Below are 24,077 nucleotides of genomic sequence, written 5' to 3' on the forward strand. Positions count from 1 at the left end.
ACAAATTCTGAGAGCTTAAGCACTAGCTTAATTATTGCCCTCACATACTCCGACCGGGGTGGTTAAAAAAAGTTCATGTTTTTTTTAACATTAGTGAGCTTGATCCCAGTTGTCTCCCTTTCCGGCCTCTGCAACCAATGGCACATCAAGGCTTGCGGCTTTTTCCATAACCTTAGCCAGTGCCGGCATATAGTCATTTAGCTTCGACTCTTTAATTTCGAACACCAATTCATCATGCACCTGCATTAACATGCGCACATCCTGCTGGCATTGTTGCTCTTCGATCCAGCCATCAACCAAGATCATCGCGCGTTTGATAATGTCCGCGGCGGTTCCTTGCATTGGTGCGTTAATAGCGGCCCGCTCAGCCCCTTTACGGCGAGCACCATTAGACGCTTTAATTTCAGGTAAAGGCAGTCGACGGCCAAACAGCGTTTTAACATACCCCTGCTTTTTCGCCTTTTCCCGGGTATCTTCCATATAATTAAGTACACCAGGAAAGCGCTCAAAATATTTATCCATATAATGCTGAGCTTCGTGCCGGGGGATGTCCAATTGACGGGCAAGACCGAACGCCGACATCCCATAAATCAGTCCAAAGTTCACCGCCTTAGCTCGCCGCCGCTGCTCATTGCTCACTTCATCAAGCGCGCATCCAAATACTTCTGCTGCAGTCGCCCGGTGAATGTCCTTGCCCTCCGCAAAGGCCGTTAGTAATGCTTTATCTTGCGATAAATGAGCCATTATCCGTAACTCAATCTGGCTGTAGTCAATAGCCACTATCTTGTAACCGGGTTCCGGCACAAACGCTTGCCTTACACGGCGGCCTTCTGCTGTTCGAATCGGAATGTTTTGCAAGTTGGGTTCGGTAGATGACAGCCTGCCGGTTGCTGCTACGGCCTGTTGATAAGAGGTGTGTACTCGCCCAGTAGTCGGGTTAATCATTCTGGGTAGCTTATCGGTGTAGGTTGATTTTAACTTAGACAAACTACGATGCTTTAGAATCACGTCCGGCAGTGGGTAATCGTGCGCCAGCTCATGTAAAACATCTTCAGCGGTAGACGGTGCTCCTTTCGGAGTTTTCTTTATTACCGGTAATTCGAGCTTTTCAAATAAGATTTGCTGAAGCTGTTTAGGAGAACCGAGATTAAACTCTTCGCCGGCAATATCAAATGCTTCACGCTCATACTGAACCAGTAGATCGGCTATTTCGTGGCTTTGTTTAGCCAGCATATCCGCATCAACTCTAACGCCGTACTGTTCCATATCAGTTAACACCGGAATTAAAGGTACTTCAATCTCGGTTAGTACGGTTAACAGTTCATCACTGGTTGTTTTGATTTTTTCCCATAAAATTTCATGCAACCGCAGAGTAACGTCGGCATCTTCCGCGGCATAGGGGCCAGCCTCTTCTAAGGCAATTTGATTAAAGGTTAGCTGCTTAGCCCCTTTACCGGCAATATCCTGAAACTTAATCGGCTTGTGGTTCAAGTACTGCAAACTCAAAGTATCCATATCATGCCGAGAGCCGACACTATTGAACACATAAGAAGCCAACATGGTATCGTTTTTTATGCCCGCAAGACGGATACCATAGCGCCGCAAGATGTGCGCATCATACTTTAAGTTCTGCCCCACCTTGCCCGGCTTTTCACTCTCAAGTAGTGGTCCTAATTGTTCAAGTAACCAGTCTCTGGATACCTGTTCTGGTGCATCCATATAGTCGTGTGCAACCGGAATATAAACGCCTTCGCCCGGCTCAGTCGACAAACTGACCCCGACTAGCTCAGCGTCAATATAATTAAGGCTTGTTGTTTCCGTATCAAATGCAAAGTACTCAGCGCTCTTAACTTTCTGTAAGTACTCACCAACCTCGTTTTCTGTAAACAGCACGCGGTAAGCATCTCGGACAACCGCAGTGCCGGGTTCGTCGGCTGGCTCCTCTAGCCCCAGCGCTTGATCTGTAGCCGCGCCTTTTTCAAGTAGCTCTTCCAACCAACGGCGAAACTCACAACGACCGTACAGTTCAGCTAATTGATCATTGTCTGCGGAAGAAATAGACAACTGCTGCGGATTAAAATCAAGCTCAACATCACACTTAATAGTCGCCAACTCTTGCGACATCAACAGCTGCTCACGGTACTCTTCGAGCTTTTTCGGCATAGTCTTCGCGCCCCTAAATTCCAGCGAAGCTACTGCGTTGATGTCCTCATAAATCGCCTCAATCGAAGGAATCCCTTGCAGCAAGGCCTGTGCCGTTTTATTACCAACTTTTGGCAACCCAGGAATGTTATCAGAGCTGTCTCCCATCAATGCCAGATAATCAATAATCTGCTCAGGGCTAACTCCAAACTTTTCTTTTACGCCTTCTTCATCGAGCAACGTATCCGTCATCGTGTTAATTAGCATAACGTGCTCATTGACCAACTGCGCCATATCTTTATCGCCAGTGCTAATCAAAGTAAAACGGCCTTCCTGACTGGCTTGACTGGCTAACGTACCAATCACATCGTCTGCTTCCACTCCGTCAATGCACAACAACGGTAAGCCCATTGCTTTAACAATTTCATGCAATGGCTCGATTTGGGTTCTTAAGTCATCCGGCATCGGCGGCCGGTTTGCCTTATAATCCGAGTAAATATCACTCCGAAAAGTTTTACCTTTCGCGTCAAAGACCACCGCCATATTTTCTGGCTTATAGCGCTTTAGCAAGCTACGGAGCATGTTGACGACTCCGTAAATAGCGCCGGTAGGTTCTCCCTTAGAGTTTGTTAAGTGAGGGGGAGCGTGGAATGCGCGAAACAAATACGAGGAACCGTCCACTAAGATAAACGGGTTCTCCGGTACACTTTTGGTCATGAGAGTTAAACCTTAACTGAGGTACTTAGATATAGCATAAAGGATGCCATAGGTCGGTCTTTAACGCTAGCAACTCGCTGTTTGTAAGTTGTGGATAAGTCTGTTGATAATAGTTAATTCCACAGCGAAAGAGTTACTCTTTGCCGTGTGGGTGGCATCTCTAAGTTATTGATAATGAGGGTTTTTATTACTGCGGGCATCCCATACTGCCCATCTTATTATAATACTGGTTTCGCTGTGGAAACTTATTTTCAGGCTTCGCTTGGCAACTCTGCATTACTAGCTAACCGGCCAAACAGATTACCACAAACTCGACATTGGTCTACTGCTATATGCTATTTTCTTAGACCATTTTGTAATCCTTTTTCCGGCTCTTTATAAGCAAGCCCAACTTTCTTTAGGAAATCAATGTATTGGAAAGCAGCAGACGTCGATGACCCCGTTTACTATTGGAAAAACTTTAAGTTAGTACAACAGTGGGTAACAACCTATCACGACAACTTAATCAGCCCATCGTTAGCCGTAGCATTACAAGATTACGGCCAACTATCCGGCAATGCTCAAAAGCTGTGGCTGAGATTATATTCCCGTAAAGGCCACTATTTCCGGAGCGATAAGTTAAGTTACCCAGAGATTGATATTGCCGCAGCAGTTGAAGAGCTAGAAGACCAGCATTGGTTAACCTTTGCCGACTCAGCAAGCCAAGCTGAATGGCTGGACAAACTGGTCAAGAGCGAGCTTCTGGAGCTCGCAAAAGCACTTCAGATATCGGTCCGTAGCACTGCAGCTAAACGCACTTTAGTCGATTTAATAATGACCCACAACGTGGAACCGCCAGTTGCTATTTTGCAGCTTGAAAAGAAAGAACTATTTAGCCAGCTAGCCCTGTTGTTTTTCGGTAATTCAAGACAACAACTATCTGAGTTTGTCGTTACAGCGCTGGGACATCGCTCCTATGAAAATTATAAAATTCGTCCTCAGGGAGTTTTCCGCAATTTGGATGACTTTCAATTGGTGTTAAAGCTTGAACAGTGGCAAAAGGAGTATAAGGAGCTAGAATCTCCTGAGTTCCGCGTTGAATTTGCCCGCCAGTTGCGATTAAAAAACTTTTCAGCAAACATACCGACGCATCACGTGGGTAAATTCAGTCGTTTTCTCAATAAGATTGGTCGCGACGCCGAGCGAGCTGCAAACAACGATGTTGCGATGGAAGTATACGCCTTATCAAGGCGTTCGCCCTCACGGGAACGACAGGTAAGACTGTTAAAGAAACAGGGCGAACTTGCGCAAGCCCGCCACTTGCTTGAACAAATGCAAGCCTACCCATGGGATGAACCGGAATTGGCGACTGCCAAAAAACTGCTGGCTCGTTGGTTCAACACTGATGCTCAAAGCGACTTCGAAATGCTTCCAAAAAGCCAAAAGTCACTATCATTTGCACCTCGTCAGGTTGAGCAGGCAGTCCTTAATGAGTACCGTAAAAGTGGCTGGGTGGGCGAGCATTGCGAAAACTTGATACCGCAGATACTGTTCGGCTTGTGCTTTTGGGATATTATTTTTGCAGATATTGATGGCGCCTTTGTTCACCCCTTTCAACACGGCCCGCGTGATCTAACCTCACAAGAGTTTTATCAAAACCGGAAAAACTTAATTGATCAACAAATTCACCGCATTAGAACGGCGCCCGAACAAGTACTTGATAAAATTAAACAAACTGTTATCGAGAAGGAAGGCCTAAACAATCCATTTATTCCGTGGAAATTAAAATTAACCGATTGTGCAATTCGCTGGTTTAGTTATTTACCAGGCGAGGTATGGGCGCAGATATTCGAACGCATCGCTTTTGACATAAAAAACAATCGCAGTGGTTTTCCTGACTTATGGTTACAAAAAGACAATGGTGAAAGACTACTATTAGTTGAAGTTAAAGGTCCCGGCGATACTATACGCGCTAACCAATCCCGCTGGCTGGCTTATCTGCAATCACTTGGCGTGCCAATAAAATTAGTTACTGTGCAGCAAGCTGCTGACGAACCTGCTGAATAACAGGGTCTATTTGAGGTAGCTCACAATTCCACCAAAGCCTATAACTCTCGGCCGCCTGCCCGACTAACATGCCTAGTCCGTCATAACATGCTGGTTCAGCGATCTTCTGCACATGCCGAATAAAAGGCGTTGCCGTTGCCGCGTACATCATGTCGTATATTACAGCTGATGAGGCTAACAAACTATCTGGAACCGCCGGCAAATCACCGTTCAGCGAAGCGCTTGTGGCATTAATAACCAGCTCAACTCCCGTAACCGGTTGCCAATGGGTCACTGCTTTTATCCGACTACGCCCGGCAGCCAGTGCCTCAGCCTTGGCCGGACTGCGATTATATAGCCAGATTACTTCGGGCTTCTCATCCAACAGATTCCTTAGTACACCCCGGGCAGCACCTCCGGCACCAATGAGCAATACCCGTTTACCAGACAGATCAACGTTTAATCGTTTCAAGTCATAAAGCAAGCCTAGCCCATCCGTATTAGCGCCCAATAGACCATGTGCTGCAGTGGCAACCAAAGTATTAACAGCGCCAGCATCCCTGGCTTCAGGAGTAACCGTATTCGCCAATCTAAAAGCCTGTTGCTTAAAGGGTAGAGTAACGTTAGCTCCCGTTAAGTTTTGTCTAAACAACCGAGCTACTGTGGATGCAAAGTTGTACTCAGTTGCTAACTGACGTCGGTAGCTTAACGCATGGCCAAATTGGTTCGCGAATAATTCATGAATAAACGGAGAGTAACTATGAGCTATAGGGTTTCCAAAAACGCAAAAATGCTTAGTCATTACTCTTCGACGCCCAATCTTGTGGAATTAAAAAATACTCTGTTAGTTGTGCCTCAGCCGAGTCAGGAGTCGGCTGCCAGTCATATTCCCAACGCACCAACGGTGGCATAGACATTAAAATGGACTCGGTTCTGCCACCAGTCTGCAAGCCGAATAATGTTCCGCGGTCCCAAACTAAGTTAAATTCAACATAACGTCCGCGACGATAGAGTTGGAAATCACGTTGTTGCTCGGTATAAGGCTCATCTTTTCGTTTCTCGACAATCGGACAATAAGCATCGCAAAAGGCATCGCCAACAGCCTGAATCACTGCAAAGGCATCTTCAAACGACCGATCGTTAAGGTCATCAAAAAATATGCCCCCTACACCCCTGGCCTCATTCCGATGCTTTAAGTAAAAATAATCATCGCACCAAGTTTTATATTTCGGGTATAAAGACTCATCTAACTGATCCAGCGTGTTTTTTGCCTTTTTATGCCAGTCAATGATGTCCTCTTCAACCGCGTAGAATGGCGTTAAGTCAAAGCCTCCACCAAACCACCAAACCGGCTCTTCGCCTTCCTTCTCAGCAATAAAAAAGCGAACATTCATATGTACCGTCGGGACGTGCGGATTATTAGGGTGAAACACCAGCGATACACCGCAAGCGTTAAAGTCTCGCCCCTCAAGCTCCGGACGATGAGCCGTAGCGCTTTTGGGTAGCTGTTCGCCGTGCACGTGCGAGAAGCCAACTCCTGCTTGCTCAAATATATTACCCTGCTTTAACACTCGAGAACGACCACCGCCTCCTTGCTCGCGCTGCCATTCATCCTGTTTAAAACTGCACCCATCAATTGCTTCAATACGGGCACAAATGCTGTCCTGTAGTCCTGTTAAATAGGCAATAACCGGTTTCAGGTACTGTTCATTCATTATCTCTAACTACCTTTTTCGAAAGCGGATCAATTATTCTAGTGGGTGAGGTTGCTCCGCCGGTGGGCGCATCAAATATCCAGTTCAATTGGTCAGCAAAATAATTACGCACCTGTTCGGCTGTGCGGGCAGGCTCTTCACCTGCCGGATTAGCACTGGTTGAAACTAAAGCAGTGCCTAGTTTGCGGCATAACTCCCGGGCCGGCTCAAAGTCAGTTACTCGCACCGCTATAGTGTCTCTGCCACCGGTTAATAACTTTGATACGGACGCTCTGGCCGGCAGAACCAAAGTAACCGGGCCGGGCCAATGTGAGAATACGGTAAAGCGCTTATCCTGGCCTATTGCCTGATCATCAACATACGGCAGTAACTGACTGTAATCAGCAGCAATTAAAATTAACCCTTTATCTGCCGGCCGCTTTTTTAACGTCAAAATTCTTTCTATCGCCTGCTCATTCGTAGGGTCACAGCCAAGCCCGAATACGGCTTCCGTAGGATAAGCGATAACCCCTTCTAATAAGGCTTCGCGAGCGGCAGTTAAATCAAATGTAGTCACGTTAGGTTACTCCAGAGAATCGTATTGCAATTATAGAGGTTCCGATTTGTACTCACAGCTTTTTTGCGGACAAATATGGCGCACCAACCCACCTTGTTTTTTGCGCAACAATAATGGGAACTGGCAAATTGGGCAGCTTTTCGAAACTGGCGGTAAATTAACTGAAAAATCACAGTTTGGATATTGAGCGCAGGCAAAAAATGAGGAGCCCCGGCGGGACGTTTTCTGAATAAGCTGTCCGTTACGCCCATGCTTGGAGCACTCGGGACAGGCAACGCCGTGCTCGGCCGTGGTGGCATCAGGCTCGGTAATAAAATCGCACTCGGGGAAGCCGCTGCAGCCCACAAATAAACCATAGCGACCACTTTTCAGTTGTAACTCCAGCCCGCACTGCGGGCAAGGCACATCGAGTCCTTCCGGCTCAATTTCTGATTGCTCCCGCAGACCGCGGGTAAAATCACACTGAGGAAAGCCCGAACACCCTAAAAAGCTATTTTGACCTTTGTGTTTTACAACGAGGTCTTTGCCACACTGTGGGCACGTTTGCATGACTCTCCCTTAGAATCAGTGCAATGGACCCTCAGGCTCTTCAAACAATAGCCCTTCCATCTGGTCGTAAGCAGTCTCATGTCCCGGCAGATTAAACAGCACCATCAACACAACCCACTTTAAATCGTCCAGATTAAAGTTAGCCGTCTCCAGCTCCATCACACGGTCAATGACCATTTCTCGTGTTGCGAAGTCTAACACGCCTAAGTTTTCCAAATAAATTAAAAAGCCACGACATTGACTATCTAACCGGACAACTTCTTGCTCTGTAAACACTCGCGTCGATTGTGATGGCTGAGAAGACAAGTAAGACTTGCCGTCTGAGTCCTGCAAATCAGCTAAGCGTTCTAGCCAAGCCAATGCCTTCTGGATCTCCTGACGGTGAAACCCCGCTCGTGCAAGCTCATCCGTTAACTCGTCGTGGTCGACCACGACTTCCTGCTCGGAATGTATGTAGTTCTCGAATAAATACATGAGGATATCAAACATGGTTTAGCGCCTCCCCACTTTTATGTAACCGCCCGGAACAGCCGCAACAGCCCCTTGTAACTCAAGTAATAGTAATTGTTCAGTAACCTCTGCAGCTGAGAGCCCACTTCTACTAACCAGTTGATCAATAGTGGCAGGTTCTAGTCCCACATTAGCGAACAAAGATGAGTTTGCCAAGCTTTCTTGGTCATTCATTTCTTGCTCTATCGGCCCCGCTTGTAGCGGACTCGAGAGATCGAACCAAGCAAGTATATCGTCGGGGTGAGTCACCACTTCAGCCCCTTGCTTAAGTAGCCAGTGACAACCTTCCGACTCTTTTGCAAACACTGAACCCGGAACGGCTCCAACGTTTCTTCCCTCACTAATTGCTGCTATCGCAGTAGAAATAGAACCGCTACGTTTTGCGGCCTCTACCACTACTGTTCCTTTACTGATTCCACTAATAATACGGTTCCTTCGCGGAAAATGATCCATTCGAGCCGCAACTCCCGGTGGAAACTCAGAAATTAACAATCCTTGGTGAGCAATCAGACGATGCAATTGGCGGTTACGCGGAGGGTATATTTTATCGATGCCGGTACCAAGAACCGCAACGGTTAAACCATGCTCGACAGCCGCTTTATGAGCTTGGGCATCGATCCCCATTGCCAAACCACTAACGACCGTTACTCCCCGGTTAGCGCTCTGTTTTGCCAACCAATCAGCCATTTGCAAACCACTGTGCGACGCTTTACGACTGCCAACAACAGCTACCATTGCTCCCGCTAACAACTCCTTCCGACCTTGCCAAAATAAAAGCCAGGGTGGATTAGAGATAGTTTTTAACAAGACGGGATAGTCTCTATCAAAATAGCTGATGACACCCTGATTGGCTTGTTCTTGCCACTTTAACGATGCATTAACCAGACGGCTATCAACCGGTTTCAGCGATTGCTGCCATCGTTCCAGCACTTCCGCGGGACAGGCTAGTTCCTTCGCAGCCAGCTTAACTTCTTGTTTTGCACGATTTAACCCCAATAGAATGCATAAATCCTGTTGATTCACAGACTGTCCTTACCCCCCATAAATGCGTTAAACTAAGGGTAGTAAAAGCAGAGGAGCTAAAGTTATGTCTAAGTTAACGGTTCTAAAATATCCGGATGAGCGGTTACGCAAGGTAGCAGAGCCGATAGCTGGTGTTGATGACGCGCTACGTAGCACTATCGATGACATGTTTGAAACCATGTATGAATCTCAAGGTGTTGGGCTGGCCGCGACTCAAGTAGACGTTCACCGTCGCCTATTCGTTGCTGACTGTAGTGAAGATCAGAACGAGCCCATGGTGTTTATTAACCCTGAGATTACAAAAGCTGAGGGTCACTTTACCAATGATGAGGGGTGTCTTTCTTTCCCCAACGTTTACGCTAAAGTCGAGCGCGCGGAACACATCACGGTGAAGGCGATTGACCGTAACGGCGAAGAGTTCAGTCTGGACGCAGAAGGGCTATTAGCGATTTGTATTCAGCACGAAATTGATCACCTTAACGGTAAACTTTTTGTCGATTACTTATCACCATTAAAGCAAAACCGCATTCGGAAGAAGCTAGAAAAAGAACAACGTATCCAGGAAAAGTTAGAGGCGGACGCATAACTGATGAAGCAAGCTTTGCGGGTAGTTTTTGCCGGGACTCCGGACTTTGCAGCCAGGCACTTACAAGCGCTGATAGGCTCTGCACATGAGATAGTTGCTGTTTATACACAGCCCGACCGACCGGCCGGGCGAGGTAAAAAATTACAACCGTCGGCGGTCAAGGTGTTAGCAGAGCAATACGATCTGCCCGTTTTTCAACCGCAAAGTCTTAAACCCCAAGAGCAACAACAACTGCTCGAAACGCTGAATGCGGATGTCATGGTAGTGGTAGCCTATGGTTTGCTTCTGCCGCAGGCTATTCTTGATACACCAGTACTTGGTTGTATCAATGTACACGGCTCGTTGCTCCCGCGTTGGCGTGGAGCCGCCCCCATTCAAAGGGCGATTTGGGCTGGTGACACAGAGTCAGGAGTCGCTATCATGCAAATGGAGGCTGGGCTAGATACAGGACCGGTTCTGTTGGAGCACCGGTGTGCCATTACAGACGACGAAACTAGTAGCTCTTTGTATCATAAACTGGAACAGCTAGGTCCTAATGCTTTGTTGTCCGTCTTAGAAGACTTGCCGGCAATGCAACAAACCGCTGAACCTCAAAACGAGACTTTGGCCACTTACGCCAAAAAGCTCAGCAAAGAAGAAGGTAAAATTAACTGGGCACTTGATGCCGGCCAATTAGAACGAAATGTTCGGGCATTTAACCCTTGGCCGACTGCATTCTTCTCTATTGATGGCTTTAAAGGAAACCAGTCGACGGTAAAAGTATATGCCGCCGAGGTACTGCCAACACACCCCGACGCAGTTCCCGGAACTATAGTAGAAGCCTCAACCAAGGGGCTTGATATTGCCTGTGGTGAAGGCGTTTTACGCATCCTTGAAGCTCAGGTTCCCGGTAAAAAACCACAGCCTATAGCAACCATCATCAACGGTTACGGCACCGTATTCAGCGAAGGTAAACAACTCTCTTAATGACAAATAAAACGACCCAGGCTTCTGGCGCTGAAAGCCGAGCAGCAGCGGCAAAAATACTCTTTCGCATCCTTGAGCAAGGCGAAAGCTTATCAACGGCTTTTCCTGCAGAAACCAAAGCTCTGGACGCTGGCGACAAACGGCTAGCGCAGGCCATTAGCTACGGTGTATTAAGATTCTTGCCAGCTCTCAACAAGTTGGTGGCCGCTAAGCTGGACAAACCCTTAAAAGGCAAGTTTAAAATATTAAACTCTCTTTTGTTAGTTGGCGCTTACCAACTGTATCAACTACGTACAAAAGACCATGCTGCCGTAAGTGCAACCGTAGAAGCGGCTAAACGACTTAAGCGAAAAAATCACACGGGTCTGATCAATGGTGTATTACGTCAATTACTACGCGAAGCTCCAGAACGCGATGAAAATGAACAGCGCCCTCTGCCCGATGATCCACTACAAAATCATCCTCGTTGGCTTGTCGACATTATAAAATCCGATCACCCGGAACACTGGTTGGAGCTTTTACGAGCCAATAATCAGCATCCACCTATGTGGTTGCGTGTGAACCAAAACAAGATTTCCCGCTCCGACTACCAGAACCAATTAAACGATAAAGGTATTAATTCAAACGCTGACAGCTTGGTCACAAGCGCGCTGCGGCTGGATAAAGCAGTTAGCGTTGATCAGTTGCCGGGGTTTGACCAGGGGCTTGTATCGGTTCAGGACCGTTCCGCACAGATGGCGGCTTTTCTGCTAAATGCTAATCCCTCTCACCGAGTCTTAGATTGCTGTGCAGCCCCTGGCGGGAAAACACAACACCTACTTGAGCAACATCAGTTCGTGACGCCTTTGACCGCTATCGATATTGAACCGCGACGGCTGGTGCGAGTCGAGGAAAACTTGGCCCGCCAAGAGCAGCCCGCCAACGTCATTTGTGCAGATGTCGTCGACACCGAAACCTGGTGGGACGGACAGCTTTTTGATCGGATATTATTAGACGCACCCTGCTCTGCAACCGGGGTCATTAGGCGTCACCCGGACATTAAATGGCTACGTCGCTCATCAGACATCGACTCATTAGTCGCGCTTCAAGCTAAAATTCTTGACCATATTTGGCCATTAGTTGCCAACGGCGGTGAGCTGCTGTACGCAACCTGCTCTGTTATTAGCAAAGAAAACCAGCAGCAGGTCGATAGCTTCCTAGAACGAACAAGCGATGCTAATCTGATACCTATAAACGAGCAGACAGACACATTGCAAATTCTCCCGGCGGCAGATGGTGGCGACGGGTTCTTTTACGCAAGGTTTAAGAAGCAACAATGAAAATTATCATATTAGGTGTTGGCCAGGTTGGAGGCACGCTAGCGGAAAACTTAGTCGGCGAGCGCAACGACATTACCGTTGTCGATACCGATACCGAGTTACTTGAAGAGCTACAGGATAAACATGACCTACAAATTATAGTGGGTCACGGCGCGCACCCCGATACATTGCGCCGAGCGGGGGCTGATGATGCTGACCTACTCATCGCTGTTACTAACAGTGATGAAACCAATATGATTGCGTGTCAGGTTGCTTATTCCATATTCAACACGCCGACCAAAATTGCCCGGATTCGCTCGGAAGAATACATTCGTTACCGGGACCAGCTGTTCCATAAAAACGATGCGCCGGTCGACTTTATTATTTCGCCAGAGCAGTTGGTCACCAACTACATCAAGAAGCTGATTGATTACCCTGGCGCACTGCAAGTAATGGAATTTGCCAGCGGACGAGCCAGCCTGGTGGCGGTGAAAGCGTACTATGGCGGTAAATTAGTAGGCCATGCAATTTCTAACCTGCGTGAACATATTCCAAACATTGATACCCGTGTGGCAGCAATTTATCGCCAGGGGAAACCCATTCGGCCGACCGGTACTACGGTTATCGAAGCAGACGACGAAGTGTTTTTCATCGCCGACACGCGTCACATCAGCACGGTAATGGAAGAGCTCCAGAAGCTTGAAACAAAATACCGTCGGATAATGATTGTCGGCGGCGGTAATATAGGCGCAGGTCTTGCCAAGCAGCTAGAGAGTGATCATCGCGTTAAGTTAATAGAGCGAGATGAGGCACGTGCTGAAGAGCTGTCACAACGATTAGAGCATACCTTAATTTTTAAAGGTGATGCTTCTGATCAAAAGCTGTTAGAAGAAGAACACGTCGAAGACATAGATGTCTTTATAGCCGTCACTAACGATGACGAAGCCAACATTATGTCGGCAATGCTCGCAAAGCGCATGGGTGCCCGTAAAACAATGGTACTTATCCAGCGCAGCGCCTATGTAGACCTAGTTCAGGGTGGCGAAATTGATATAGCAATATCGCCACAACGAGCGACCATTTCTGCACTGTTAACCCATGTCCGTCGCGGCGATATAGTAAATGTCTATTCGCTTAGAAAGGGGGCGGCTGAAGCGATTGAAGCGATAGCTCATGGCGATGAAAAGACTTCTAAAGTGGTGGGCAATGCTATCAAAGATATTAAGTTGCCGCCCGGCACGACTATTGGCTCCGTCGTTCGAGGTAATGAAGTGTTGATGGCTCATAGCGAGACCATTATTCAGTCTGACGACCACGTGATCCTGTTTTTGCTGGACAAAAAATACATTGACGAGGTCGAGCGGTTATTTCAGCCTAGCGCCATGTTCTTCTAAAAGCTTTACACGCCCTTGCGTAGCGGCATCTAATTTGCTTTGCAAATCTAACGCCTGTGCGGGAATTAATGCCAGGCGTTGTTCGACCTCTGCTCCAAAATCACTAGTTATTACTTTTACACCAAACTTACTCCAGAGCGCTTCGATAGCCCCCTGATCAGCATAAGGGTAGCGGACCCAGAAAGTCTCACGGTAAACCCGCAGCTCTGTTTGCAGATTTTCCAAAGCATCTGATACAGCTTGGCTATAAGCGCGTTGCAACCCCCCGGTACCTAACTTGACCCCGCCAAAGTAGCGAACAACAACAGCCGTAATTTCGCCTATCGGTCTATTTTGCAGCACCATTAACATAGGCCGCCCAGCCGTTCCTGAGGGCTCGCCGTCATCACTACAGGTCAGAACTCTATCATCATAAGGAGAGCCAACAATACTGGCTGTGCAGTAGTGGTTTGCTTTCGGCCAACGAAGTTGTACCTTCTTTAAAAAGTCACTCACTTGCTGGTCGTTGCTGGCTGGCGCCAGACAAGCGATAAACCGGCTGTTCTTTACCTCAAGCTCAGATTCCAGAGATGTCACTGGGCGGTAATAATCTCTAGTCATAGCTTGGTTGAATCATCATCGACTCGATGGCTTCAAACAAATTGCCTTGGTTATTGTGCAGCAAATAATAAATTTGCTGGTAAGACAACACGGCTTTTAAATAATCCCGAGTTTCGTAATAAGGCACTTGCTCAATCCACTCGTCGGCACGGGTGGGCTCATCGGGAAGCCAGTCGAGTACTTTATAATAACCGGCATTGTAGGAGGCAGTAGCCAATAAGTGATTGTCGGCGAATCGGTCTTTTAATTGGCTTAAATAATAAGTACCCAGCTCAACATTCACTTTAGGCTGATGCAGCTGTTTAAAGCTAATATTGTCGTTTTTAAGCCGTTTAGCGGTGCTGGGGAGGATCTGCATTAACCCACGGGCACCGGCCCCCGAATACGCGTCCGCGCGGAACGCGCTCTCTCGCCGCGTAATAGCCATTGCCCACGCTGGCTCAATGCCAACCTTATTTGAAGCCTGGGTCAACAAGCTTCCGTAGGCCATTGGGAAGCGGATATTAACAGCATCGAAGTAGCCTATTTGTGCCAGTGTCCAAATAGCCTGATCATGCCACTCCCACTGACTGGCCAGCAATGCGGCCGCCTTATGCTGTTGACCATCAAGCTCGGTCAATAGGTGATTCCACTCTCGTCGGGCATCGACAAAACGTTCTAACTGAATAAATTCGTACGCGCGTTCTGCGCTGGGATGGCGTCGAACTTCCTCAACCTCCATCAGGCTCACATTAATTGGCTGTTGCTCAAGATTGACCGGTTGACCAATGTGAGCGGCTGCCAGAAAACCATAATAATGACGTTCTTCAGCGAGCTTTTGATAGAGCTCATTAGCAGTAAGTTCGTCACCCGTCTCCTCACTCGCCCGAGCTAGCCAGTAGCGCCATTGCGATCCGCTAGCAATAGCCGGAGGCAAACTTTCTATTACTCTTTTTAATGCGGCAAAGTCACCATCGCTTAAATAGGTTGCCAGACGCCATTGCAGAGTTCGCTCATCGAGCGCGGACGGTGGAACTCTTTGGTGCCATACTCTTGCTTCCGCGTGCCCCTTTAAACTCAAAGCAACCGCAAATTCCTCAGCAATATCTTGTCGTTGCTGAGCTGAAAAAGGAAGTCTAGTACTCAGTTTTTCGTAGGCATTAAGACCGATATTTTCTTCTCGCCAAATTAATTTTTTTAGCCCGTAAGCGGCTATCTCGGCTTCTTTTTGCCTGTCGACCCCACGCCATGGTTTATCAGAATTAAGTACTGCCGGCGAGTAGCGAACTTTATGATAAAGCTCACCCAGGTACTGTATTCCCTGAGGCAGCAAACCGGTTAAATAGGGAATTAATGTTGGGTTTCCGCCATCTGCTGCTAAGCCAATCCGTTCCCAGATTTTTTCTGGTGTGCGACCACCAAGCTCGGCCCACTCGGCCAAGATAGCATTGCATGCTGTAGGGACCGAAAAGCCGTGCTTCCAAATAGTATCGACTTTCTTAATAAAGGCTTGATCGGCAAGCCCCCGGTTGCGCTCTGCTTCTATTAACTGGCAACGGTGCGTCAACGTACCGGGGTGTCGGAAATCGCGAATAAAGCGCTGCTCTTCTCCTTGCCCAGCAAGATAAGTTAGCCACTGACGTCTGAGTTGCCAGTCCAGAGGCGTCCCCTCGTATCGGTCTAAAAAAGACAGGACTCTATCTTCGTTCGCTAAATAGCCAACTTGCTGTAATCGCTCGAGCTCTAAATAAGGCGCCAAAGGATACTCTTTGAGTCGATTTAACAACAACCGGTACTCACTTAAGCGGCCTCGTTTTGCGGCATACTCTGCTTTTAAAAATAACTCGCGTTGCTCTGCTCTAGTATCCGCAGATGTCTCTGCAGCCTTTACCGGCGCAGCCATGCACAATGCTGTAGTCAGCACGCTGACCACTAAAGAGCGACTGTAACGAATCATAAACGACTGTTTTTTCATTAATTCAAACGCATGTTTAAATAACCGTTGAAAAATAAGCGTATTCACGCCAAACTCTCTTTACCTTAACCTAAAGCTATCTTAGATTCAGTTTCTTTATAGCTATAGCTCGAAATTAATGGATGTCGTGGGAGACCCAACATGATTTACCAAGGTGAAAGCATTCGGGTCGACTTTATTGAACCGGGATTTGCCGAACTTCAGTTTGATGCAAAGGGCTCAGTTAATAAATTCGACCAGGCAACATTAGAAGAATTCAGTGAAGCACTGACAAAATTAAAAAACACCGACGACTTACGCGGCGTCATTATTACCAGTAGCAAATCGACCTTTATCGTAGGTGCTGACATTACCGAGTTCCTGACATTATTCTCTGATCAGGAAAAAACACGCAGCTGGGTAGCAAAAGCGTCGCGTGTATTTGACCAACTGGAAGACCTGCCAGTGCCAACCGTTGGTGCCGTTAAAGGTTTCGCCCTAGGTGGCGGTTGTGAAGCATTACTAGCTTGTGACTACCGTGTAGCGGATACCACAGCAACTATTGGTCTGCCAGAAGTAAAACTGGGTCTTATCCCAGGTTTTGGTGGCACCATGCGTTTACCCCGTGTTATCGGCCCGGACAATGCGCTGGAATGGATAACGACCGGTAAAAACAACAATGCCCAAGCGGCTCTTAAGGTAGGCGCTATTGATGCAATAGTGGAGCCAGAAAACCTAACTCATGCGGCGCTTAATTTGGCAAAAGCGGCTGCAGCCGGCGAGCAAGACTGGCAAGCGAAGCGTCAGCCTAAATTGGAACCGTTAAAAGCTAACGATACCGAGTTGATGATGACTTTGGTTACCGCTAAAGGCTTAATTGCAGCGAAAGCGGGTAAACACTACCCAGCCCCGCACAAAGCGTTAGAAGCGATTGAGAATGGTGCCCGCGAGCATCGAGAAGGCGCCTTGAAGGCGGAAAACAACGCGTTTTTCGACCTCACCCAAACTGACGCATGTCGGGCCCAGGTTGGTATCTTCCTGGCAGACCAGTCAGTAAAAGGTAAGTCGAAGAAGTACGCCAAAGCCGCAACCAAAGAAATTAAAACAGCCGGTGTTATAGGCGCAGGCATTATGGGCGGCGGTATCGCTTACCAGTCAGCGCTTAAAGGCGTCCCAGCAGTCATGAAAGACATCAAACAAGACGCTTTAGACTTAGGCATGAAAGAAGCCGGTAAGATCCTGAAAAAAGGCGTTGAGCGCGGTAAAGTAAATAATGAGAAGATGATCAAAGTCTTGTCGTCTATTACACCAACCTTGTTGAATGACGCCGTTAAAGACGTCGACATTGTCGTGGAAGCGGTGGTTGAAAACCCGAAAGTTAAAGGTTCTGTACTGGCAGAAATTGAAGGTGTCATTGGTGATGATGCTATCCTGACGTCAAATACCTCGACCATTTCGATTACTGAGTTAGCGAAAAACCTGAAGCATCCAGAAAAATTCTGCGGTATGCACTTTTTCAACCCGGTACACAAAATGCCGTTAGTTGAAATCATCCGTGGTGAAAAAACCTCGGATGATACCGTCAATGCGGTGGTAGCCTATGCACTGAAGCTAGGCAAAACGCCTATCGTTGTTAATGACTGTCCTGGCTTCTTAGTAAACCGCGTATTGTTCCCTTACCTGGCAGGCTTTGCCGGTATGGTAGATGAAGGCGTTGATTTTGTCGGCATCGACAAGGTAATGGAAAAGCAATTTGGTTGGCCAATGGGTCCTGCTTACCTAAGCGATGTTGTCGGTATCGATACGGCTGATCATTGTACCGTCGTTATGGAATCCGGCTTCCCGACCCGCATGAAGCGCGATGAGTCCAGCGCAATAGCTAAGCTCGCCGCGGCCGAACGTTATGGCCAGAAAAACGGCAAAGGCTTTTACGTTTATGGCACTGACAAAAAAGGGAAGCCAACCAAGGATGCCGATCCAGCTACATATGAGCTGTTAGGCTGTGAGCAAGGCAAAAAGTTAGACGCTGACGAAGTGATTGCCCGCTGCATGATCCCAATGGTAAACGAAGTGGTTCGTTGCCTGGAGGAAGGTATCGTTGGCTCTGCTGCAGAAGCTGATATTGCTCTTTTATACGGTCTTGGTTTCCCTCCGTTCCGAGGCGGCCCTTTCCGTTACCTGGAAACGCTGGGTATGGACAACTTTATTCAACTGGCTGATAACTACGCTCATCTTGGTGAAATTTACCAAGTTACTGATGGCATGCGTGAGATGGCGAAAGCCGGTAAATCTTACTTTGACACAACCAGCGCGAAGTAAGGCTTGAGGAGGTTATTAAAATGAAAGACATCGTCATTGTAGATTGTATTCGTACGCCAATGGGGCGGTCAAAAAATGGTGTTTTCCGCCATACTCGTGCCGAAGACCTCTCAGCTGCGCTGATGAAGGGCTTACTTGAACGTAACCCAGAAGTGAACGTTGAAGAGCTGGAAGATATTTACTGGGGTTGCGTGCAGCAAACTCTGGAGCAAGGTTTCAATATCGCGCGTAACTCTGCATTAATTGCTGGCATTCCTCACCAAGTTGCCGGAGTAACCGTTAACCGGCTGTGTGGCTCCTCAATGCAGGCACTGCACGATGCCACACGCGCAATTATGAACGGCGACGGCGAAATTTTTATGGCCGGTGGTGTTGAGCATATGGGCCACGTACCAATGGACCACGGTATCGACTTTCATCCGGGTATGAACAAGTCAGTTGCGAAGGCATCCGGAAGCATGGGCATGACCGCAGAGTTATTGTCTCGTAAATTTGGTATCACTCGTGAGCAGCAAGACGCCTTCGGCGCCCGGTCACATAGGAAAGCACACGAGGCTACTGTCTCGGGTCGCTTTGCCAAAGAAATCTATCCGCTTAATGGACACAATGCCGACGGCGAACTGGTTCGGGTAACCGAAGACGAAGTCATTCGCCCTGATACTACGGCAGAAGGACTCTCACAGCTTCGTCCAGTATTCGATCCTGCCAACGGTACCGTTACTGCTGGCACCTCATCAGCTCTGTCTGACGGGGCCGCAGCAATGCTGGTTATGTCTGCTGACAAAGCTAAAGAGCTAGGCTTGACGCCACGCGTTAAGGTACGATCAATGGCGGTTGCAGGCTGCGATCCATCGATTATGGGTTATGGCCCCGTTCCAGCAACGGAGAAAGCACTAAAACGTGCCGGTGTATCTATTGACGACATCGACGTTGTTGAACTGAACGAAGCCTTTGCCGCACAGTCTTTACCTGTTTTAAAAGGCTTAAAACTGTTCGACAAGATGGAAGATAAAGTAAATCTAAACGGCGGCGCTATCGCTCTTGGTCACCCCTTAGGCTGTTCTGGTGCCCGTATCTCGACCACCCTAATTAACCTAATGGAAGAGAAAGACGCTAAATTAGGTTTAGCAACCATGTGTATCGGTTTGGGTCAGGGTATCGCAACTGTCTTTGAACGCGTATAACTTGCGTGTTTGTTGCATGTTGAAGCACAATAAGCGGACAGATTCTCTGTCCGCTTTTTTTAGGCCTGAATTAAATGAACGCAAATAAACAACTCGACACCTTGGGGCTTCGCTGCCCTGAACCTGTAATGCTGCTACGCGCCGCAGTCCGTAAGATGAACGTTGGCGAGATCTTATTAATCATTGCAGATGACCCTGCGACAACCCGTGATATCCCCGGTTTTTGCGATTTTATGGACCATGAGCTGGTTGCTCAGGAAGTTAACGAGACTCCTTACCGCTATTGGGTAAAGAAATCCCATTAAACTTATTCGGTAGCCAGGTAGCCAAACTATGGTTACAAATACATTTCCCAAAATTCGGCTTGACCAACATCACCTAGCTCGTAGGGTTCAAATCCAAACTTTTTATAGGCATTTTTAGCCCGGTCATTTTTATCGAGAACTTCTAGAGTTAGTTTTACGCAGCCGCGGAATTGGGCCAGAGTCTTAACTTCCTCTAGCAGCTTCTGAGCAACACCTTCCCCTCTATATTCGGGAACCACTGCAATATCGTGAATATTCATCAGTGGTTTCGCTGCAAATGTCGAAAAGCCTTCAACACAATTGGCAACACCGACTGGCTGATCACCATCAAAAGCTAATAATGAAAAAACGTGGTCTCGTTTATCCATTTCCTTAATCAGATTTTCTTTCACATCCTCGCTAATACCTTCGCTGCCACCCATCGGGTCTCTGGCATAAGCATCAAGCATAGCAATAACTGCCTGTGCATGGGCTGGGTTTGAGTAATCTGCTAACGTTATTTCTATCATTATTGTTCCAACTAACTGGTTATCGAAAAATGTCGCATTTGCTCATTCACGGGGTGATAGCAGTGACAATCCACTAAATGGTCATTCATCATACCGACTGCCTGCATAAAAGCATAACATATCGTAGGTCCAACGAACTTAAATCCATGTTGTTTTAACGCCTTTGCCATGGCCCTCGACGCTTCACTCTCGGTTGGAACCTCTGCTAATGTCTGGTATTCATTAATGATCGGGCTACCGCCGACAAACTGCCAAAGCCACGGGGCAAAATCTATACCCTGCTGTCTCATTTTGATGTACGCCGCCGCATTCGTGAAAATCGCATCTATCTTCGCCCTGCTGCGGATAATTTCCCGGTTGTCGTATAGCTTCTCCCGATCTTCTTTGCTCATATCGCAAATTGCGTCGGGATCGAAATTTAAAAACGCCCGCTCATAACCGCCCTGTTTTCTTAATATTGTTAGCCAACTCAGACCTGCTTGCTGCCCGTCCAGACATAATTTTTCAAACAGTTCTATCGGATCAGCGACAGGCCTACCCCACTGCTTATCATGATAAAGTCGATAATCTTCTGCTTGCTCACACCATGGACATCGTTTAAGTCTCGGATTTGTCATTAAGTCCCCTATAACCAAGCCGCATCAAAGGGTATAATCTAGGCATATTTTCTAGTCAGTGGTCAACTGTCATCACGTTTTAAGAGATTTGTTATGTCCAAATACGATGTGAAAACCTTTCAGGGATTGATTCTTGCACTGCAAGACTACTGGGCTCAACAAGGCTGTGCCGTAGTTCAGCCACTTGATATGGAAGTTGGTGCCGGAACCTTTCACCCAATGACCTTCTTGCGCTCGATTGGCCCTGAACCATCCAGTTTTGCCTATGTTCAACCCTGCCGCAGACCAACCGACGGTCGTTACGGGGAAAACCCTAACCGACTGCAACATTATTACCAGTTTCAAGTCATCATGAAGCCGTCCCCTAAAGACATTCAACAGCTGTACCTTGGATCGCTTGAACTGCTTGGTTTTGACACCTTGACCCACGACATCCGCTTTGTTGAGGATAACTGGGAATCCCCTACTCTGGGCGCCTGGGGCTTAGGCTGGGAGGTCTGGCTAAATGGTATGGAAGTAACTCAGTTTACTTATTTCCAGCAGGTTGGCGGACTTGAATGTAAACCCGTCGCTGGGGAGATTACCTATGGCCTTGAACGTTTAGCCATGTACATTCAGGGTGTTGATAGCATTTACGACTTAGTCTGGACTGACGGACCACGCGGTAAGATTTTCTATCGGGACGTGTTTCATCAAAATGAAGTTGAGCAATCCACATATAATTTTGAATATGCCGATGTCGATGTTTTGTTCCAGCGATTCGACCACTGCGAACGTGAATGCCAATTATTGATTGATAAGTCATTAGCTCTTCCGGCCTACGAACAGGTAATGCGTGCATCCCATGCGTTTAACCTACTCGATGCCAGGCATGCTATTTCGGTTACCGAAAGGCAACGTTATATTTTGCGTGTTCGCACCATGGCAAAAGCGTGTGCGGAAGTCTATTACCAGTCTAGAGAAGCGCTCGGTTTCCCACTTTGCCAACCCCAGTCAGAAGGAGCATAACAATGAAGACGGATAATTTACTGATTGAGATTGGCACCGAGGAACTACCGCCAAAGTCCCTTAAATTGCTGGGGGATAGCTTTGCTCAAGGCATATCCAAAGGGCTTAAAGAGTCAGGACTTGCTTATTCATCGGTTAAAGCTCTAGCAACTCCTCGGCGTCTCGCGGTACAAGTTTCACAATTGGAAGCTGAGCAACAAGACAAAGTCGTCGAAAAAAAAGGACCTTCCGTGGATGTTGCCTTCGACAGCACAGGTACACCAACTAAAGCAGCTGAGGGCTGGGCTCGCTCGAATGGCATAACCATTGATCAAGCACAAAGACTTAAGACCGATAAAGGCGAGTGGTTGTTGCATAAAGCGGAAGTCAAAGGTGAGAAATTAGAAAATATCTTACCGGGAATTGTTGAATCTGCTTTAAAACAGCTACCAATCCCTAAGCCAATGCGTTGGGGCGACTCAGATGCCCAGTTCATACGCCCTGTACATACGTTGACACTGGTATATGGCAGTGACCTGATTAACGCAGAAATACTTGATACTAAAAGCGACCGGCACATACTCGGTCACCGCTTTCACTCGCCAGAAGGTTTTGAGCTGCACCATTCAGACGATTACGAGCAGCAACTGAGAGAGCACTATGTTATAGCCGATCAACAAACCCGAATGCAGACAATTACTGATGAAGTTAAAAGGTTAGCAGCGGAAGTTGGCGGAACTGTCGTTCACGACCCCGACCTCATTGAGGAAGTGTCTGCACTTGTCGAATGGCCGGTCGCTTTAACAGCGACTTTTGACGCGGAGTTTTTAGCGATTCCTAAAGAGCCTCTTATCGGCACGATGAAGGACGACCAGCGGTACTTTCCAATAGAAGACGATAGCGGTTCATTACTCCCCCGATTTATCTTTATCTCTAATATAGAAAGTAAAGATCCTAAACAAGTTATCCAGGGCAATGAAAAGGTAATACGCCCTCGTCTTGCCGATGCCCAATTCTTTTTCGAAGCGGATAAGAAGTCCTCACTAGCATCACGCGTTGATAAACTGGCTTCTGTGCTTTTCCAAAAGCAACTAGGCTCAATAAAAGATAAGTCAGATAGAATTTCGCAATTGTCCGCTGTTATTGCCGAAATATTACACACTGATGCGGATTTAGCTCGCCAAGCTGGTTTTCTATGTAAGGCCGATCTTGTTACCGAAATGGTTCTTGAGTTTCCTGATACACAAGGCACGATGGGTAAGCATTATGCACTCAACGATGGTGAGCCCGAGATTGTAGCCAATGCTATCGAGCAACATTATTGGCCGCGCTTTTCAGGCGATGACCTTCCGACCTCTGATGTTGCTTGCGCGGTTGCGTTGGCAGACAAGCTAGATACCTTGATAGGAATTTTTGGTATCGGCCAGGTGCCTAAAGGCGACCGAGACCCGTTTGCTTTACGTCGAGCCGCTTTGGGCTTAATTCGTATTATCGTAGAGAAAGGGCTTAACCTGGACCTTCATCAATTAATAGAAGCTGCTGCTGAGCAGTTTGACGAGAAACTGACAAATAAAACCTTAAAAAATGATGTATTTTCATTTTTAATGGGCCGCTTCCGTCCATGGTATCAAGATCAGGGCATCCAAGTTGATGTTATTCAGGCTGTCATAGCAAACTCACCGTCGCGCCCGGCGGACTTTGATGCTCGAATCAAGGCCATAACTGCATTTAAGCAATTAGAAGCCGCAGAGAGCCTTGCAGAAGCCAATAAGCGTGTCAGCAACATTCTTTCAAAGGCACATGTTGAGCTTACCGGTATGGTGAACCACGATTTATTAATTGAGCCACAAGAGCAAACCTTAGCAGCGAAGATTGCAGAGACCGAATTAAGTTGTAAACCTGAATTAGAAACGGGTAATTATGAAGGAGCGTTAAATCGTATGGCGTCGCTTAAAGACGATATAGATGCCTTCTTTGACCACGTAATGGTTAACGCTGATGATCAGAACATTAAGCAAAACCGTCTTAACTTGCTGCACCAGCTTCGTGAACTCTTTTTGAGAGTTGCTGATATTTCTTTATTAAACAAATAGTTACCTATAGATAATAAAAAACCTCGCTTATGACAGCGAGGTTTTTTTA

The 24,077-nt window shown here is 47.3% G+C and carries 21 protein-coding genes; 10 read left to right on the plus strand and 11 right to left on the minus strand.

Going from position 1 to position 24,077, the window contains the following annotated elements; all coding sequences use genetic code 11:
• Window positions 1-90: 90 nt before the first annotated feature.
• Window positions 91-2,859 (minus strand): DNA polymerase I, encoded by a 2,769-nt coding sequence (gene polA, locus CWI81_RS08780; RefSeq protein ID WP_126784920.1) that lies wholly within the window; start codon window positions 2,857-2,859, stop codon window positions 91-93.
• Window positions 2,860-3,267: 408 nt separating this feature from the next.
• Here polA and CWI81_RS08785 point away from each other — a divergent pair, with 408 nt between their 5' ends.
• A complete protein-coding gene (locus CWI81_RS08785) occupies window positions 3,268-4,905 on the plus strand; it encodes a VRR-NUC domain-containing protein (protein ID WP_126784921.1) in 1,638 nt (545 codons plus the stop codon).
• Here the strand turns inward: CWI81_RS08785 and aroE are convergent.
• The 6 genes from aroE to dprA are packed head-to-tail and all read right to left on the minus strand — an operon-like array spanning window position 4,868 to window position 9,237.
• Window positions 4,868-5,686, minus strand: a complete 819-nt coding sequence (gene aroE, locus CWI81_RS08790; protein ID WP_126784922.1) for a shikimate dehydrogenase — start codon at window positions 5,684-5,686, stop codon at window positions 4,868-4,870. The two genes, CWI81_RS08785 and aroE, sit on opposite strands and share 38 nt — an antisense overlap.
• On the minus strand, window positions 5,679-6,599 hold the full coding sequence (gene hemF / locus CWI81_RS08795; protein ID WP_126784923.1) for an oxygen-dependent coproporphyrinogen oxidase: 921 nt from the start codon (window positions 6,597-6,599) through the stop codon (window positions 5,679-5,681). Before hemF ends, aroE begins: the two co-directional genes overlap by 8 nt.
• Window positions 6,592-7,155, minus strand: coding sequence for an L-threonylcarbamoyladenylate synthase type 1 TsaC (gene tsaC, locus CWI81_RS08800; protein WP_126784924.1), 564 nt, complete (start codon window positions 7,153-7,155; stop codon window positions 6,592-6,594). Before tsaC ends, hemF begins: the two co-directional genes overlap by 8 nt.
• 30 nt (window positions 7,156-7,185) lie before the next feature.
• Window positions 7,186-7,704, minus strand: a complete 519-nt coding sequence (locus tag CWI81_RS08805; RefSeq protein ID WP_126784925.1) for a DNA topoisomerase family protein — start codon at window positions 7,702-7,704, stop codon at window positions 7,186-7,188.
• Window positions 7,705-7,719: 15 nt separating this feature from the next.
• Entirely contained in the window at window positions 7,720-8,193 is a 474-nt protein-coding gene (locus CWI81_RS08810; protein ID WP_126784926.1) for a DUF494 family protein, read from the minus strand.
• A 3-nt stretch (window positions 8,194-8,196) separates the two neighbouring features.
• On the minus strand, window positions 8,197-9,237 hold the full coding sequence (gene dprA, locus CWI81_RS08815; RefSeq protein WP_241970404.1) for a DNA-processing protein DprA: 1,041 nt from the start codon (window positions 9,235-9,237) through the stop codon (window positions 8,197-8,199).
• Window positions 9,238-9,301: 64 nt separating this feature from the next.
• Here dprA and def point away from each other — a divergent pair, with 64 nt between their 5' ends.
• From def to trkA, 4 genes are read left to right on the plus strand one after another with little or no spacing between them, the layout of a single operon-like run.
• On the plus strand, window positions 9,302-9,823 hold the full coding sequence (def, locus tag CWI81_RS08820) for a peptide deformylase (protein WP_126784927.1): 522 nt from the start codon (window positions 9,302-9,304) through the stop codon (window positions 9,821-9,823).
• Between the two features lie 3 nt (window positions 9,824-9,826).
• Window positions 9,827-10,789 carry a methionyl-tRNA formyltransferase gene (gene fmt / locus CWI81_RS08825; RefSeq protein WP_126784928.1) on the plus strand — a complete coding sequence of 321 codons (963 nt, stop codon included), beginning with the start codon at window positions 9,827-9,829 and terminating at the stop codon, window positions 10,787-10,789.
• Window positions 10,789-12,108: a 16S rRNA (cytosine(967)-C(5))-methyltransferase RsmB gene (rsmB, locus tag CWI81_RS08830; protein ID WP_126784929.1), complete on the plus strand. Its 1,320-nt coding sequence runs from the start codon at window positions 10,789-10,791 to the stop codon at window positions 12,106-12,108. The genes fmt and rsmB overlap by 1 nt, the downstream gene beginning before the upstream one ends.
• Window positions 12,105-13,481, plus strand: a complete 1,377-nt coding sequence (gene trkA, locus CWI81_RS08835; protein ID WP_126784930.1) for a Trk system potassium transporter TrkA — start codon at window positions 12,105-12,107, stop codon at window positions 13,479-13,481. Before rsmB ends, trkA begins: the two co-directional genes overlap by 4 nt.
• On the opposite strand, the gene CWI81_RS08840 is transcribed toward trkA, so the two are convergent.
• Window positions 13,452-14,081: a YigZ family protein gene (locus CWI81_RS08840; RefSeq protein ID WP_126784931.1), complete on the minus strand. Its 630-nt coding sequence runs from the start codon at window positions 14,079-14,081 to the stop codon at window positions 13,452-13,454. The genes trkA and CWI81_RS08840 overlap by 30 nt on opposite strands.
• Window positions 14,074-16,083, minus strand: coding sequence for a transglycosylase SLT domain-containing protein (locus tag CWI81_RS08845; RefSeq protein WP_241970405.1), 2,010 nt, complete (start codon window positions 16,081-16,083; stop codon window positions 14,074-14,076). The genes CWI81_RS08840 and CWI81_RS08845 overlap by 8 nt, the downstream gene beginning before the upstream one ends.
• Window positions 16,084-16,176: 93 nt before the next feature.
• Between CWI81_RS08845 and fadB the strand changes: the two genes are divergently transcribed.
• From fadB to tusA, 3 genes are all read left to right on the plus strand, one after another.
• On the plus strand, window positions 16,177-18,333 hold the full coding sequence (gene fadB, locus CWI81_RS08850; RefSeq protein WP_126784932.1) for a fatty acid oxidation complex subunit alpha FadB: 2,157 nt from the start codon (window positions 16,177-16,179) through the stop codon (window positions 18,331-18,333).
• A 20-nt stretch (window positions 18,334-18,353) separates the two neighbouring features.
• The gene (gene fadA, locus CWI81_RS08855) at window positions 18,354-19,517 is read left to right on the plus strand and encodes an acetyl-CoA C-acyltransferase FadA (RefSeq protein ID WP_126784933.1); all 1,164 of its coding nucleotides are present in this window, start codon (window positions 18,354-18,356) and stop codon (window positions 19,515-19,517) included.
• Between the two features lie 74 nt (window positions 19,518-19,591).
• A complete protein-coding gene (gene tusA, locus CWI81_RS08860) occupies window positions 19,592-19,822 on the plus strand; it encodes a sulfurtransferase TusA (RefSeq protein WP_126784934.1) in 231 nt (76 codons plus the stop codon).
• 32 nt (window positions 19,823-19,854) lie between these two features.
• On the opposite strand, the gene CWI81_RS08865 is transcribed toward tusA, so the two are convergent.
• Window positions 19,855-20,331: a GNAT family N-acetyltransferase gene (locus CWI81_RS08865; RefSeq protein WP_126784935.1), complete on the minus strand. Its 477-nt coding sequence runs from the start codon at window positions 20,329-20,331 to the stop codon at window positions 19,855-19,857.
• 11 nt (window positions 20,332-20,342) lie between these two features.
• Window positions 20,343-20,948: a DNA-3-methyladenine glycosylase I gene (locus CWI81_RS08870; RefSeq protein WP_126784936.1), complete on the minus strand. Its 606-nt coding sequence runs from the start codon at window positions 20,946-20,948 to the stop codon at window positions 20,343-20,345.
• 93 nt (window positions 20,949-21,041) lie between these two features.
• Here CWI81_RS08870 and glyQ point away from each other — a divergent pair, with 93 nt between their 5' ends.
• A complete protein-coding gene (gene glyQ / locus CWI81_RS08875; protein ID WP_126784937.1) occupies window positions 21,042-21,956 on the plus strand; it encodes a glycine--tRNA ligase subunit alpha in 915 nt (304 codons plus the stop codon).
• Between the two features lie 2 nt (window positions 21,957-21,958).
• Window positions 21,959-24,028 (plus strand): glycine--tRNA ligase subunit beta, encoded by a 2,070-nt coding sequence (gene glyS, locus CWI81_RS08880; RefSeq protein WP_126784938.1) that lies wholly within the window; start codon window positions 21,959-21,961, stop codon window positions 24,026-24,028.
• Window positions 24,029-24,077 lie beyond the last annotated feature (49 nt).

This window comes from Idiomarina seosinensis, assembly GCF_003987275.1.
Classification (GTDB): domain Bacteria; phylum Pseudomonadota; class Gammaproteobacteria; order Enterobacterales; family Alteromonadaceae; genus Idiomarina; species Idiomarina seosinensis.

Excerpts from the sequence above, each read along its gene's own strand:
- polA (WP_126784920.1), bottom strand. The coding sequence starts at position 2,859 with ATGACCAAAAGTGTACCGGAGAACCCGTTTATCTTAGTGGACGGTTCC.
- CWI81_RS08785 (WP_126784921.1), top strand. The coding sequence starts at position 3,268 with ATGTATTGGAAAGCAGCAGACGTCGATGACCCCGTTTACTATTGGAAA.
- aroE (WP_126784922.1), bottom strand. The coding sequence starts at position 5,686 with ATGACTAAGCATTTTTGCGTTTTTGGAAACCCTATAGCTCATAGTTAC.
- hemF (WP_126784923.1), bottom strand. The coding sequence starts at position 6,599 with ATGAATGAACAGTACCTGAAACCGGTTATTGCCTATTTAACAGGACTA.
- CWI81_RS08805 (WP_126784925.1), bottom strand. The coding sequence starts at position 7,704 with ATGCAAACGTGCCCACAGTGTGGCAAAGACCTCGTTGTAAAACACAAA.
- CWI81_RS08810 (WP_126784926.1), bottom strand. The coding sequence starts at position 8,193 with ATGTTTGATATCCTCATGTATTTATTCGAGAACTACATACATTCCGAG.
- def (WP_126784927.1), top strand. The coding sequence starts at position 9,302 with ATGTCTAAGTTAACGGTTCTAAAATATCCGGATGAGCGGTTACGCAAG.
- fmt (WP_126784928.1), top strand. The coding sequence starts at position 9,827 with ATGAAGCAAGCTTTGCGGGTAGTTTTTGCCGGGACTCCGGACTTTGCA.
- rsmB (WP_126784929.1), top strand. The coding sequence starts at position 10,789 with ATGACAAATAAAACGACCCAGGCTTCTGGCGCTGAAAGCCGAGCAGCA.
- trkA (WP_126784930.1), top strand. The coding sequence starts at position 12,105 with ATGAAAATTATCATATTAGGTGTTGGCCAGGTTGGAGGCACGCTAGCG.
- CWI81_RS08840 (WP_126784931.1), bottom strand. The coding sequence starts at position 14,081 with ATGACTAGAGATTATTACCGCCCAGTGACATCTCTGGAATCTGAGCTT.
- fadB (WP_126784932.1), top strand. The coding sequence starts at position 16,177 with ATGATTTACCAAGGTGAAAGCATTCGGGTCGACTTTATTGAACCGGGA.
- fadA (WP_126784933.1), top strand. The coding sequence starts at position 18,354 with ATGAAAGACATCGTCATTGTAGATTGTATTCGTACGCCAATGGGGCGG.
- tusA (WP_126784934.1), top strand. The coding sequence starts at position 19,592 with ATGAACGCAAATAAACAACTCGACACCTTGGGGCTTCGCTGCCCTGAA.
- CWI81_RS08865 (WP_126784935.1), bottom strand. The coding sequence starts at position 20,331 with ATGATAGAAATAACGTTAGCAGATTACTCAAACCCAGCCCATGCACAG.
- CWI81_RS08870 (WP_126784936.1), bottom strand. The coding sequence starts at position 20,948 with ATGACAAATCCGAGACTTAAACGATGTCCATGGTGTGAGCAAGCAGAA.
- glyQ (WP_126784937.1), top strand. The coding sequence starts at position 21,042 with ATGTCCAAATACGATGTGAAAACCTTTCAGGGATTGATTCTTGCACTG.
- glyS (WP_126784938.1), top strand. The coding sequence starts at position 21,959 with ATGAAGACGGATAATTTACTGATTGAGATTGGCACCGAGGAACTACCG.